The following is a 13,193-nucleotide window of genomic DNA, read 5'->3' as shown; positions in this document are numbered from 1 at the left end:
TACTAATGAGAGTTCCATTTTGAGAGTTCCAATGCAACTCTAGGTGTGCGACCGAATGCATTGTGCAACTCGGTGTGGGCAAGAAGGAGTTGAGCATGGACTGCACCACCTGCATGCCCAGGAAGCCCTGGGACCTTCACTTTCTGGCGGAGCCCGAGGAAGTAGCAGGTCTACGACGCGTCCTGCGGATCCACCTCGGACTCTGGGGCTTGGACGAGCTCATCGACGCGGCCCAACTCTGCGTCAGCGAGCTCGTTTCCAACGTGATCACACACGTCGGTCCCGGTACCCCCACCACCCTTACTGTCTCCATGAAGGGCACCCGCCTTCGGATCGAGGTCTACGACCCCGACACCCGGGCCTTGCCCACGCTCCTCAACCAAGGCGTCAACTCCGAATCCGGGCGAGGGATGGAGCTCATCACCTTCACCGCTGACCGTTGGGGCGTGCAGCTTCTCGCCGACCGCAAGATGACGTGGTGCGAGCTCCCCACCACGCTGACCTCGCCGAACGGCCACAGAGGTGGACCTCACGTGACGAGAGCGGGGGAGGTGCTCGGCCTCTACAACGGCGTAACGTTGCCGCCCGCAGCCGACCTAGGTCGGCTGAGCGCAGCCGTGGCGGAGGAGGCAGCGATTGGTGCCATTGCTGACCTCCTCCACTGGCTGCGGGCGCACGGCCGCGATGCGGATGATGCGTTGGATCGAGCCCAGATGCACTTCGAAGCGCAAGCAGGGGTGGTGAGCGACTCGATGTGAGGCACTACCCGGCTTTGATCGTCGAGTACGTCCAGACGTCCGCCGGGATCTCCTGCTTCAGCTTCCACGTGATCGCCATCGGTTTGCTACCTGTGTGCTTCTCGTACTCCGCCGGGCCGAGCAGCATCCACGGTTGGGCACCACCTATGTCGGTGCTCTTGTAACGGCGCACGAAGAGCAGGACGTGGCTGCCCTCAGCAACATGATTCTGATAGCGCAGGCCAGTGGGGGAGGTCTCGGAAGTCTGGTTCTGGGACTCCCAGTGGAAGAGAGTCTCGCTCTGCGCGTAGTCGTGGTACCTGGTCTGCGGTGAGAAGTCCTTCTCGTCCTTCTCCAGGGTAATGAGAAGCGCGTCCGTCTTGATCGAGTCGCACCACTTCACACCCTCGCGGAAATCGGCCGGCATGAAGCCGCCGATGTACGACTGCCCCAGCGCAGGCAGGATCTCTTCGCGGCTGTATGAGGCGTGCACGGTGAGGGGGACACCACTCGGACCGCCCAAGCCCCAGAGAGGGATCGGTACGTGCTCGGTGTGGGCGAGGTTGTACGCCAGCACCTGGCGCAGCTCACCTCGGAAAGCGTGCAGCTTGCGCAGGGTCGCAAATCCGGCGTCGTAGTTGGCGTAGCCCTTGCGGACGATGCCGCCGAGTGGCCACAGCTGGAAGAAGAGCATGCGGGCGTAGGCCTGTCCCTGCTCGTTGAGGGCGCTGTAGGCAGGAGCGTCGTCCTCCAGCATTTGTGTGTACGCAGCAACCCGGACTGGGTCGTCAACGTGCAGGAATGCGGAGACGCGCTTGAGGAGCGCGGCCTCACCTTCCGGCGCCTCCCCCTTCAGGAGGCCGGAACGGCGGAGTAGACCCGTCCAAGAGTTCCCGTTGCCCCGGTAGAGCTCCTTGAGTTCGCGTCCGCTCTCGTCCAGGTACAGGCTGAGCTCCAGTTCGGCGTAATCCGCTACCTCGCGTGCCAGAGCTGTGACGTTGACGCCGATCTGGTCCTTGATGTTGGCGATGATGGTTTTCTTAGCCTTCTCCTCAAGGATGATCTCGCAGCCAGACGGGAGCTGCGGGAAGTCATGCTCGATGTTGTCCAAGAGCCGCTTGCGGGTCAGATTCGTCAGGGCACGGAACTGGTTCTCGAAGCGGAACTCCTTGCGGTGCTGGCCGATAAAGTCCAGTACGGTCAGCACCGCCTTGTTCTCGGTACGCCGGAGCCCTCGGCCGAGTTGCTGCAAGAACACCGTTGCACTGGAGGTGGGTCGCAGCAGGAGCAGAGTGTCTACGTCAGGGATATCGAGACCCTCGTTGAAGAGGTCGACCGAGAAGATCACCTGCAACGCCCCTGCCGTGAGATCGGCCAGCGCCTGCCTGCGCTCATCGGCAGAGGTTCCGGCAGACAGGGCAACGGCGTTGAGGCCAGCCTGGCGGAAGGATTCCGCCATGAAGTGCGCGTGCGCGACAGAAACACAGAAGCCCAAGGCACGCATGGCACTTGGATCGGCGACTTTCTCCTGAACGGCCTTCAAGACCAGCAGCGCCCGCGCGTGGTTGGCGGACAGCACATCGCTCAGAGCGCTTGCGTCGTACGCCCCGCGATGCCACTTCACCGCACTCAGGTCGGTGTTGTCGCTGATGCCGAGATAGTGGAAGGGGCTAAGCAGATCGTTCTCCAAGGCCTCCCACAGCCGCATCTCGGCGGCGATGCGGCCATCGAAGAACTCGTCCTGGATGTTCTTGCCGTCCATGCGCTCAGGGGTCGCCGTCAGACCAAGAAGTTCCAGCGGCTCGAAGTGATCGAGAATCTTCCGGTATGTCAGCGAAGTCCCGTGGTGGAACTCGTCGATCACGATCACATCGAAGTGATCAGCAGCGAGCCGGTCCAGCGCCCGTGCGTTGAGCGACTGCACGCTGGCGAAGACATGTGTCCAACGCTCCGGGATCTCTCCGCTGTGCAGGGATTCGCCGAAGTTCGCGTCTACCAAGACGTCTTGGTAGGTCCGCAGGGACTGCTGGAGAATCTCCTTGCGGTGAGCGACGAACAGCAGCCGGAGGTCACGGCCGTGCTTCTTGCGTAGTTGCTTGTAGTCCAGCGCCGCCATCACGGTCTTGCCGGTTCCTGTCGCCGCGACCAGTAGATTCTGGTGCCGATCATGTACTTCGCGCTCAACTTCGAGCCGCTCCAGCATGTCGCGCTGATGTGGATAAGGGCGTACTTCGAGGCCGGACAGGGTGATTCGGCGATCTGCAACAGACGAAGCGGAGGTACCTCCGGCGATCGCCAACGCTTCCTGGAGTCGAGCTCCGTCAGTGTCCGGGTCGTACATCTCGAAGGACGGATCGCTCCAATACGACTCGAACGTTGCCTCGAACTTCCGCAGTACGTCAGGCGTTGCGATGGACGACAGCCGGACGTTCCACTCCAAGCCATCGAGTAGTGCGGCCTTGGAGAGGTTGGAGCTGCCGACGTACGCCGTGTCGTAACCGCTCTTACGCCGGAACAGCCATGCCTTGGCGTGGAGTCGCGTCGACCTGGTCTCATAGTTGACCCTGACCTCGGCGTTGAAGTCCTGCACTAGTCGATCCAGTGCGCGACGTTCGGTGGCTCCGATGTACGTCGTTGTGATGACGCGTATTGGCACGCCCCGCTCGCTGGCCGCCTGAAGAGACTGCTCGATGATGCGGAGACCGTGCCATTTCACGAAGGCGCAGAGCAGGTCGACGCGATCGGCGGTGGCGAGCTCGGCGCGTAGCTCGAAGCCGAGGCTGGGGTCGTCGGGCGAGTTGGTGATGAGCGCGGTATCGGAGAGGGGGATACCTGGGCGAACAGCGAAGACGCCAGGAGCCTCCTGCCTTGTCAGCGCCAGGAGTTGGCGAGGTCCGTCTGCCACCAACTCCACCCACTCCTGTGCTCCCTCGAGAGTGCTGATGGACTCCAAGATGTGGTTCGTCGCGTATACCCGCTCCTCGGCGGGGATGCTCTGTAGCACGCGGCGCACCGTCCGGGCGATGTGTCTTGCCAGGACATGAGGAGCCGACTCGTCTCCCACCCTGTCGCTCACGAGATGCCACCCGAGGCTCGCGAACTCCTTCAACTTCTGCTCGAAGCGCACCGTGATGAGCTCCTCGTACACGCCCACAGCCGGCTGCGTGAATCCCCCCGACACAGACACCCTGGCTCCCTTGATCGCGCAGCAGTTGACTCATGTGTAACAGAGGGCAGTGACAGTGCGCAGGCGATGACCGACTGCTGGATGGGGGAGAGGAGCGAGTTGCCGTCATAGCTGCACTGACCTGTTGTTCTACCCTAGAATTATTTCATGGCTCAAGAGAAACTTGGAAGAATCCTCAGCTCGGTTGCCATGCGGATGCGCGCAGACTTCGAGCAGTCGAGAAACTTCAGTCACAACGGTGAAGCAGGAACTTCTCGAGAAGCTCTTATTCGGGAGTTTCTCGCCAGCTATCTACCATCTCACGTGGAACCGATACATAATGCCGAGATAGTCACAGCTTCAGACGAGACCTCCCCTCAGTGTGACATCGTTCTCGCGGATCGAGGAACTCCACCTTTCACTACCCTGAACGGGTATCGAATCCTCCCGAACGAGTGTGTTTATGGCGTTGTCGAAGTGAAGACCAAATTAGACAAGCAGCAACTCGTGGACGCGTGCAATAAAATTAGAAAATTGCGGTGCATGTCGAAGGATTCATATCGTCCGACGCCAGGACTTGTACCACGAAAAACGCTGGCCTATGGGAAAATCTACGACTTCTTCCCGACCTCTGGGATCGTCATTGCTTTTGATAGTCTCAAATTAGAGACGATTGGTAGTCACCTCATGGAATGGTGTCAAACTCGGCCGCCAGTCGAGTGGCCTGACAGTGTCTGGGTGTTAGGTAAAGGTCACCTGCAGTGGCAGAACCCTGATAGTTACCTTCTAGAACGCTCACCCGGGCCAGGGTCTCTGCTTGCGCAAATCGATACGGATGCATCTCAGGATATTCTGTTGGCTCTCGCGTTACACTTGAACATTCACTTCTCTGATGCGTGGATGAATCCGCTTGATCTCGTACCGTACGCGGGAGCCACTCGTCTTGGCGACATTTCACGTCGATGGCGTATGACTCCCGCAGGTAGGCCGCTTAAGATACTGGAAGGTCCATGAGGAGAAGAGTCTAGGGTTTAGTCGGTTGGCACCGATTCCCCTATGAAGCTCCCATTTTCCGATCTGTAAACTATTTCTACCCCGTACGTTTTGCACAGGTCGAACATGTCCAAGTCAGGCTTTGCGGGGAGGAGGATGACGCGCTTGGGTGGCTCTGGATGATCCTCAGTTCGCACATAGCGGCTATAATCTAAAATCTGCCCCAGGGCCATCCTCACGTCCTCGCGTGCACTAGATCCCTTAGCTTCGTAAAGCACATGCTCCGTCGCGTCATAGAGATCTGTCCTGAGAGTGGACGTAAGCCCTTTAACTTTTATCTGGAAGGCGCCGGTCTTACGTCCGACCTCTTTAAGGTGGGCCATGTAGGTACGGGTTAATTCGGCTTCATGACGCACGGCGATGTGGGCTGCTGCCGACGAGCGGAGGCTCATCTTCTTATTGAATTCCTCTGATGCAACGAAGGTGCCAAGGGTGGCGGCATTTTCGGCAGCCTTTTTTAGGGAACTTGCCTTTTTTCTGCGCTGGTTGGAAACTGGCAGTGTCCCAGTAGTCGCAGGATCGCTATGAAAGTTAGCCGCAGTGACTATCTCAAAGGGGACGAGTTCCCATGTGGTCTCTGGTGCGGCGGGGATTAAGTTCTTCGACGAGTGCTGGAATTCACCGTCCGGCCGAAGGCGAAAAACGATCACATTGCGCTCTTTGTTGTCGTTTCCGTGCACTCTGCGCCATACGTAAGGTTCTAGGGCGTCCAGGGTAAATTCCCCGATGAACTGATGAGTCTTGGTGCCGCTATTGGGGAGTAAGCCGACCTTTGTGAAAACTCGTAACCTACGATTTTGTTCGGCGTGGCGCAATATGGCTCGATTGCCTGCACCTACGATGCCGGCGAATGTTTGGTTGCCGGACTTCCCGGCCCCGGTGTATTCAAATATGGGCCCCAGGTCGTCTTCCTCCGCCAGCCAACCGTCGTAGTATCCGTTGAGTTCTCCGACGGAGGGGTCCGAATACAGGTTGACGCTCTGCTTTTCGATGGAGGGGCATATGCCGCCCTGTCCGCTTCCTCCGAACACCGGCATAATCTCTGCGCGCGTGTGCACATCTCCGGGAACGATCGCGCTAGCCTTGGTCGTCATGTCATGACCCTAACAACTGTCAATGTAATGACTTTGAGTGGGTGGTGGTGATGAGCGAGCAGGCGAGTTTGAGGAAGGCTCGGCGACGAACTCAGCGCCGTCCTGCGCCGTGCCCTTGCAACCTGAAGACCCACGTCCACACATGTCCCGTAGGGCAGCGACCGTTCGCCGAGTTGGAGCCGACCGACCACCACCCCGTCGCCGTCGGAGGTGAGCTGCACCCGGCCCCACCGGCCCCAGCTCACCTCACCGGCCCGTACCCCTACCGCGGAGAAACCGCCCCGTCATACACGTTCCCCGGCGTAACAACCCCCGTGATCGCCCGAGCAAGAAGCGTGGACGGCTCCTGGCCCCCGCTGGTGATGTCCGTGTTGATCATGATGACCAGCGTGGCCTTCTTCGAGGGCAGATAGACCGTCACCGTCTCGTAGCCCGGGATGGAGCCGTTGTGTCCGATCCAGCCGTTGGCGTTGAAGATGCCGAGGCCGTAGCTGAGGCCGGGGAGGCCGGTCGGCAGCGTCTTGAGGCGTTGGGCCTGGGTCTGGGGGGTGAGGAGTTTGCCGGTGGCGACGATGTCCGCCCAGCGGCGCAGGTCGTGCAGGTCGGAGATCATCGCCCCGGCCGCCCAGGCCCAACTGGGGTTCCAGTCCGTGGAGTCGGCGACCGCGCCGCTCAGCGTCTGGTTCGTGTAGCCGCGCGGATGCGGCTCGGGGAACTCGGCTCCCTGGGGGAGGAAGGTGTGGTGCAGGCGGGCCGGCCGCAGGACCCGCCCGTCGATGAAGTCGACGAGCCGCTGACCACTGACCTTCTCGATCACCAGGCCGAGCAGGACGAGGTTGGAGTTGGAGTACTCGAACTGCTTCCCCGGCGCGAAGGTGTTCTTGTGCTTGTAGCCGTACGCGAGCACCTCCCGGGGTGTGAAGGAGCGCGTCGGGTCGCTCAACAGGTCATGGACGAAGTCAGGATCGGACGTGTAGGGGAACAGGCCGCTGCGCATCTCGGCGAGGTGACGCAGTGTGATCCGGCGACCGTTCGGTACGCCGTGGATGTAACGGGAGATCGGGTCGTCCAGCCGGATCCGGTGGTCGTCGACGAGCTTGAGCAACGCGGTGACCGTGAAGGTCTTGGTCTCGCTGCCGATCCGCACATAGCCGTCGGTGGTCATCGGCCGGCGGGTGGCGGTGTCGGCGACACCGGTCGCGCGGACGTAGCTTCCCTTGCCGGGCATCCACAGTCCGACGACGACACCGGGGATGCCGGCCTGTCGGCGGACGTCCTCGATCGCCTTGTCCAGCCGGGCGGTCACCTTCGGGTCGAGGCCGCCCGGAGGGCAGTCCGTCCGGTCGTGACCGTCGTAACGGTCGTGCCGGTCGGCTGTTGTGGTCTGGACAGCCGCGGCGGGAGCCGCTGCCGCTGCCATCGGGACCAGGGCACAACACGCTGCGAACAGCGTTGTCGCGAGCAGTCGACGGTGGCGGTGGGGGGTACGTCGCATCCGGGGTGCCTCTTCCAGTCACGGTCGGTCACGGGCTCGGACGGCAACATCACCATCGGTGACTCGTCGCGAAGGCCCCCTTCCGAGCGGGCACCGGCGAGTCCACTCGTTCAGACCGTCAACCGGCGTTGTCGTCGGCGTTGTCCCCGGCGTGGGTACCGGCCCGGCCGGGTCGTGTCCGGGTCCCCCGAATGGCTCGCTGATGCGGCAGGTGCCGGGGCAGGGCCATTCACTGGGGAGCATGTCTCGCCTTGATCACCCGCCCGCCCGGCGCCTTCGCTCCGCTGCCGCACTGGGCCTGATCGCGACCCTGGCCGGCGGCGGATGCACGGGTCTGTATCGATCACCGGCCGGTCGTGGTGCGGCTGTGCGCTGCATGAGGAAGGGCATTCCCGACGGGAAAGAAGGGAAATCCTGACGGGAAGAAAGGGCAGACTCCATATCAACGCTTCGTGAAACATAATGAGTTGAAGATGCCTATGCGATGCTGCCTTCACCCCCCTGTCGCTGCGGAGATGTCGACAGGACGTGAACGGAGTTTCCATGCAGAAGGTCATCGACTACATCGAAGAACATCGGAAATCGTACGAGAACCACGCATTCTTCACCCGCCTGCTCGCCGACGAGTCCCTCCCCGGAGAAAAGCGTCTGGCGTGGGGGCCCAGCGTGGTTCCCTTCATCATGGGCTACTCCGATCTGAACAAGTACGTCTTCCGTAAAGACGAAGACAATGCCCGGCCCGATCAGCTGCAGGCCCTTCTGAACGCGCACACGTACGAAGAGGACTTCCACTGGCAGTGGATGCTGACCGACCTGGAGAAGCTGGGGGCCGACAGCAGCATGCCCCTGTCGGACGCCACGCGGGTCCTGTGGAGCGAGAACTTCAGCCACTCTCGACGTCTCTGCCTGGAGCTGGCCGCGCTCGCCGCGGGCGCCCCCACGTACGCCGTTTTCGCGATGGTCGAGTCCATCGAGGCCGTCTCCATCACGATCTTCACCCACTGCCGGGGAATCGCCCTGCGGGACGGTCGCGAATGTGAGTTCTTCGGCACGAAGCACTACATGGCGGAGGCGTCGCACAGCATAAAGTCGCCCGAGGTGGAAGAGAAAAGCCTGCCGCCGCTCGACGACGCACAGCGCGAGGAAGCCAAGCGGATGGTGGACCGCACGTTCTCGCTCTTCGACAACTGGTCCGGCTCGCTCCTGCGGTTCGCTCTCGAAAGCGGGGACCACGAGCGCACGTACGAGAGGTTGATCCAGGAGAGCAAGGACCTGTTGCCGGAAGCCGAGGCGGCGGCCGCTGCCGCCTTCTAGCCTCGATCGTTGCAGGTCAACTGCTATTCCTATGACTAGCTGACCGGGTCAACCGCCGCCCCCTTACCCCCGGCAGCTACCTTGACCGCCATGACGCGCACCCCTCAAAGCGACCCGTCCCCCCACCACCCCGGCGACCTCCGCCCCCTCACCGGCAAGGTCGTCGTCATCACCGGCGCCGCCTGAGGCCAGGGCGCCGCCGAAGCCGAGGCGCTCGCCCGCGCCGGAGCCACGGTGGTCGCAACCGACGTACGCCCGGACGGAGTTGGGGACTGCCGGAAGCTTGACGTCTCCAACGAGGCCGACTGGGCAGCGCTCGCCGCCGAACTCCGGGAGACGTACGGGCACATCCACGGGCTCGTCAACAACGCCGGGGTCATCCAGCGCGACCGCCTCGGCGACGTGCGCCCGGACGACTTCGCGTACGTCCAGTCGGTGAAGACCACCGGGCCGCTGCTCGGTATCCAGCACCTCACGCCCCTGATGCCGCCGGGCTCGTCCATCGTGAACGTCGGGTCGTCCGCCGCGCTCACCGCGTACTACCCGGTGGCGTACACGGCCAGCAAGTGGGCCTTGCGCGGGGTGTCGAAGATCGCGGCAACGGAGTTGGGACCGCGAGGCATCCGCGTGAACACGGTGCACCCCGGCTACATCGAGACCGAGATGACCGCGGCCGCCACCCCGGCCTTCCGGGAGGCGATGTTCCGTGAGACACCCCTCGGTCGCAGCGGCACCGTCGACGACATCGCGCCCCTCGTCGTCTTCCTCCTCTCCGACGCGTCCTCCTTCATCACCGGAGTGGAGATCCCCGTCGACGGCGGCCTCACCGCCCACGGCGGAGTCAAGTCCGTCTCGGACGCGATGAGGCCGCAGGCATCAGCCGCGCCGGAGGTGCCGACCGTCGGGTGAACCCCGCGCAGGCCCGTGGAAACCGCCGGCGCCGGCGCCTGACCAGCGGACGGGCATTCGTTCGGGCGATTCGCCGTACGAGGAGGTGACCCGGCCGCGGTCTGATCGTTTCCGTGGTGGTGTCCGGCGTAACGGGTCCGGCACCTGGTCCTTGTCCTGCGCGCGGTCGGTGTCCGCGGTGTGGGAGGAGGTACTGGATCCGGATCGTGCGACGCGCCCCCTCGCCGGGGTCGGGGGAGTGCCAACGATGTGTGGGCTGGTCGGCTACGCCGGTTTCGCGGGCCAGGTGCCGCAGGGCACCGAAGACACCTCGCTCAAGGAGATGACCGAGACCCTGGCATGCCGAGGGCCGGACGCCTCCGCCGTGTGGGTGGAGGGGGCGGCGGCTCTGGGACACACCCGACTCGCCACCGTGGACCTGGTCGGCGGCCGGCAGCCCATGATCCTGGTGCGCGACGGGCGTACGGCGCTGGCGGTGGCCTTCACGGGCGAGGTCTACAACCATGCCCGGCTGCGGAAGGAACTGACCGCCCTCGGGCACCGGTTCACCACCCGCAGCGACAGCGAGGTCGTGCTGCACGCGATCGACGCCTGGGGTGAGGGGGCTCCGGCCCGGCTGGAGGGCATGTTCGCCTACGCCGCGTGGGAGCCGGGCCCCAGGCGGCTGACACTGGTACGGGACCGGTTCGGGATCAAGCCCCTGTGCTATGCGCGGGCCGGCGACGCGGTGGTGTTCGGCTCCGAGCCCAAGGCCGTACTGGCGCATCCCGCGGTGACCGCGAGACTGGACCTGGACGGGCTGCGGGAACTCCTGCTGTCCGCCCACCCGATGATCAAAACGCCCGGACGCAGCGCTTTCGCGGGGCTGGACGAGGTCGCCCCGGGCACCGTGGTCACCCTGACCCCCGAGGGCGTACGCGCCCGCCGCTACTGGTCGTTGGCCCCGGCCGAGCACCACGACGACCTGCCCGCCACGGTGGCGCGGGTACGGCAGTTGCTGGCGGAGGCCGTCACCGGGCAGCTGGCGGCCGACGTACCGGTGAGCGTTCTGTTGTCCGGCGGCCTGGACTCCAGCGCGATCGCCGCGCTGGCCCGCCCCGCCGCAGGGACCCTGCACACCCTGTCGGTGGACCTCGGCGGTCAGGCGTCCGACCGGGACGCCATGGGGCGCGACCCCGACGGCCCCTACGCCGAGTTGATGGTGCGCCACCTGGGCAGTTCGCACCGCCGGGTACGACTGGACGCCGACGGGCTCGCCGACCCGCACCGGCGCGCCCGGGTCGGTCACCTGCGCGACGGGCTGACGCTCGGGGACTTCGACACCTCGCTGCTCCAGCTGTACCGCGCGGTACGCGAGGACTTCCCGGTCACCCTGGCCGGGGACGGGGCCGACGAACTCTTCGGCGGATACCGCTGGTTCACCCCCGAGGCCGCGGCGGCGGCATCCTTTCCCTGGGACAGCGTGCTGGACCGCGCGGACCTGACCCGGCTGCTCGACCCGGCCCTGGCCACCGCCCTGGACCTGCCCGCACACCGTGCCGCACTCCACCGGGCCGCCTGCGCCGAGATCGAGCACCTTCCCGGCACCACCCTCGCGGAGGCCGCGCTGCGACGCGACAGCTACCTCAACCTGACCCGGTTCCTGCCCTGCCTGCTCGACCGCGCCGACCGCCTCAGCATGGGCGTCGGCCTGGAGGTGCGGGTGCCGTTCCTGGACCATCGCCTGGTCGAGTACGTCTTCAACACCCCCTGGGACATGAAGATGTTCGACGGCCGCGAGAAGAGCCTGCTGCGTGCCGCCGTCGCCGACCTGCTCCCGGAACCGGTCCTGGCCCGCCGCAAGAGCCCCTACCCGATGGTCCGCGACCCCGCCTACCGCGCGGCCCTCACCGCCCAGGTCGACCGCCTCCTGGCCGAGGCAGGCCCCGCCACCGACCTGCTGGACACCGCCGCCGTACGCGACCTGCTGCTACGTCCCACCGGCACAGACCGCTTCCCCCGCGAGGGACTGGAACTCGTCCTGGACCTGGACCACTGGCTGCGCGCCCACCGCCCCACCCTCCGCCTCTGACACCCTCCCCGCTCTCCCTCCCTGTTCTCCTTCTCCCTCTTCTTCCCGTTCGCCGAGACGCACAGGACACCGCCACCGCCATGCAGCACGCCGTGATCACCTCAGCCGTCCGCACCCCCATCGGGCGTGCCCGCAAGGGCGTTCTGGCCGACGTCCGCCCCGACGACCTGCTCGCCCGCACCGTCGCCGAAGCCGTGGCCCGCACTCCCGGTCTGACACCGGACCAGGTGGCGGACCTGGTCGTGGGCTGTGCCCTGCCCGGCGGTGAACAGGGATTCAACATCGCCCGGATCGCCGCCGTCCTGCTCGGCTGGGACCATGTGCCCGGGGTGACCGTCAACCGCTTCTGCACCTCCTCACTGCAGGCGATCCGTATCGCCGCGCAAGCCGTGCGCTGCGGGGACGCGGACGTCGTCGTCGCGGCCGGAGTCGAGTCGCAGTCCCGCCTCGCCCACGGCAGTTCCGACACCTGGCCCGGCACCGAGAACCCCGCCTTCCACACCGCCGGGCAACGCACGATCCGGCGCTCGCAGGCCGACGCGGGCCCCTGGCGCGACCCACGCGAAGAGGGCGGGCACCCCGACCCGTACATCCCGGTGGGACTCGCCGCCGAGAACACCGCCGACCTGTACGGCATCACCCGCACCGACATGGACGCCTACGCCGCCCGCTCCCACCGGCTCACCCAGCAAGCCCTCGAACAGGGCTTCCACTTCGGCGACATCGTCCCGGTCAAGACCCCCGACGGCACCACCGCCACCGCCGACGACTGCCCCCGCACGGGGGTCACCCCGCAGAGCCTCGCCGCTCTGCCGCCACGGTTCCGTCCCGATGGCAGGGTCACCGCGGGCAACAGCGCCCCGCTGTCCGACGGAGCCGCAGCGGTCGTCGTCATGTCCGAGAGCTACGCCCGCGCCCACGGTCACACCCCGCTCGCCCGCATCCTGGCCACCGCCGTCAGCGCGGGCACTCCCGAGACCGAGGGCCCGGTCCCCGTCGCCGCGACCCGCGCCGTCCTGGCCAGGGCGGGCCTGTCCCTGGCGGACATCGGCACCGTCGCCGGCAACGAACCCTTCGCGGCCCAGATCCTGGCGTACTGCGCCGAACTCGGGCTGGAGCCCGAGCGCATGAACCCGCACGGCGGCTCGATCGCCCTCGGCGAGCCCTACGGCGCGGCCGGAGCCCGGCTGACCACAACCGCCCTCGCCACCCTGCGCCACGACGATCTCAGCACCGCCCTGATCAGCATCGTCGCGGCAGGCGGCCAGGGCATGGCCCTCCTCCTGGAGCGCACCTCGTAGGCCGACCACCCCACAACAGCGACACCGCACCCACAATTCGCTCGGCGATCCCG

8 protein-coding genes and 2 pseudogenes are annotated in these 13,193 nt (G+C 65.0%); 7 read left to right on the top strand and 3 right to left on the bottom strand.

The window, feature by feature from the left end:
* Nucleotides 1–95: 95 nt before the first annotated feature.
* Nucleotides 96–758, top strand: coding sequence for an ATP-binding protein (locus tag G3I56_RS03200; RefSeq protein ID WP_164407002.1), 663 nt, complete (start codon nucleotides 96–98; stop codon nucleotides 756–758).
* A gap of 4 nt (nucleotides 759–762) precedes the next feature.
* Here the strand turns inward: G3I56_RS03200 and G3I56_RS03195 are convergent, their stop codons facing one another.
* Complete coding sequence (locus G3I56_RS03195; protein ID WP_164407001.1) at nucleotides 763–3,924, bottom strand: DUF3427 domain-containing protein; 3,162 nt, start codon at nucleotides 3,922–3,924, stop codon at nucleotides 763–765.
* Between the two features lie 147 nt (nucleotides 3,925–4,071).
* Here G3I56_RS03195 and G3I56_RS03190 point away from each other — a divergent pair, with 147 nt between their 5' ends.
* Nucleotides 4,072–4,917, top strand: a complete 846-nt coding sequence (locus G3I56_RS03190; RefSeq protein WP_164407000.1) for a DUF6602 domain-containing protein — start codon at nucleotides 4,072–4,074, stop codon at nucleotides 4,915–4,917.
* Between the two features lie 17 nt (nucleotides 4,918–4,934).
* Here G3I56_RS03190 and G3I56_RS03185 read toward each other — a convergent pair whose 3' ends face one another.
* Nucleotides 4,935–6,050, bottom strand: a complete 1,116-nt coding sequence (locus G3I56_RS03185) for a hypothetical protein (protein ID WP_164406998.1) — start codon at nucleotides 6,048–6,050, stop codon at nucleotides 4,935–4,937.
* 119 nt (nucleotides 6,051–6,169) lie between these two features.
* On the opposite strand from G3I56_RS03185, the pseudogene G3I56_RS43555 reads away from it, so the two are divergent.
* Nucleotides 6,170–6,256: pseudogene (locus G3I56_RS43555) on the top strand (DUF2199 domain-containing protein); the annotation flags it as partial.
* A gap of 56 nt (nucleotides 6,257–6,312) precedes the next feature.
* On the opposite strand, the gene G3I56_RS03180 reads toward G3I56_RS43555, so the two are convergent.
* On the bottom strand, nucleotides 6,313–7,545 hold the full coding sequence (locus G3I56_RS03180; RefSeq protein ID WP_164406997.1) for a serine hydrolase domain-containing protein: 1,233 nt from the start codon (nucleotides 7,543–7,545) through the stop codon (nucleotides 6,313–6,315).
* 543 nt (nucleotides 7,546–8,088) lie between these two features.
* Between G3I56_RS03180 and G3I56_RS03175 the strand changes: the two genes are divergently transcribed.
* The 4 genes and pseudogenes from G3I56_RS03175 (at nucleotide 8,089) to G3I56_RS03160 (ending at nucleotide 13,140) form a co-directional block, all read left to right on the top strand.
* Nucleotides 8,089–8,859 (top strand): hypothetical protein, encoded by a 771-nt coding sequence (locus G3I56_RS03175; RefSeq protein WP_164406996.1) that lies wholly within the window; start codon nucleotides 8,089–8,091, stop codon nucleotides 8,857–8,859.
* Nucleotides 8,860–8,949: 90 nt separating this feature from the next.
* Nucleotides 8,950–9,768 (top strand): annotated as a pseudogene (locus G3I56_RS03170) (SDR family oxidoreductase).
* 247 nt (nucleotides 9,769–10,015) lie between these two features.
* Complete coding sequence (gene asnB, locus G3I56_RS03165; RefSeq protein WP_164406995.1) at nucleotides 10,016–11,839, top strand: asparagine synthase (glutamine-hydrolyzing); 1,824 nt, start codon at nucleotides 10,016–10,018, stop codon at nucleotides 11,837–11,839.
* Nucleotides 11,840–11,919: 80 nt separating this feature from the next.
* Nucleotides 11,920–13,140, top strand: coding sequence for an acetyl-CoA C-acyltransferase (locus G3I56_RS03160; protein ID WP_164406994.1), 1,221 nt, complete (start codon nucleotides 11,920–11,922; stop codon nucleotides 13,138–13,140).
* Nucleotides 13,141–13,193 lie beyond the last annotated feature (53 nt).

The sequence above is a fragment of the Streptomyces sp. SID12488 genome (assembly GCF_010548275.1).
Classification (GTDB): Bacteria; Actinomycetota; Actinomycetes; order Streptomycetales; family Streptomycetaceae; genus Streptomyces.
The sequence above is the reverse complement of the archived record's forward strand: the minus strand, read 5'-3'. Positions and strand labels throughout refer to the sequence as shown.

Excerpts from the sequence above, each read along its gene's own strand:
- asnB (WP_164406995.1), top strand. The coding sequence starts at position 10,016 with ATGTGTGGGCTGGTCGGCTACGCCGGTTTCGCGGGCCAGGTGCCGCAG.
- G3I56_RS03200 (WP_164407002.1), top strand. The coding sequence starts at position 96 with ATGGACTGCACCACCTGCATGCCCAGGAAGCCCTGGGACCTTCACTTT.
- G3I56_RS03190 (WP_164407000.1), top strand. The coding sequence starts at position 4,072 with ATGGCTCAAGAGAAACTTGGAAGAATCCTCAGCTCGGTTGCCATGCGG.
- G3I56_RS03175 (WP_164406996.1), top strand. The coding sequence starts at position 8,089 with ATGCAGAAGGTCATCGACTACATCGAAGAACATCGGAAATCGTACGAG.
- G3I56_RS03180 (WP_164406997.1), bottom strand. The coding sequence starts at position 7,545 with ATGCGACGTACCCCCCACCGCCACCGTCGACTGCTCGCGACAACGCTG.
- G3I56_RS03160 (WP_164406994.1), top strand. The coding sequence starts at position 11,920 with ATGCAGCACGCCGTGATCACCTCAGCCGTCCGCACCCCCATCGGGCGT.
- G3I56_RS03185 (WP_164406998.1), bottom strand. The coding sequence starts at position 6,050 with ATGACGACCAAGGCTAGCGCGATCGTTCCCGGAGATGTGCACACGCGC.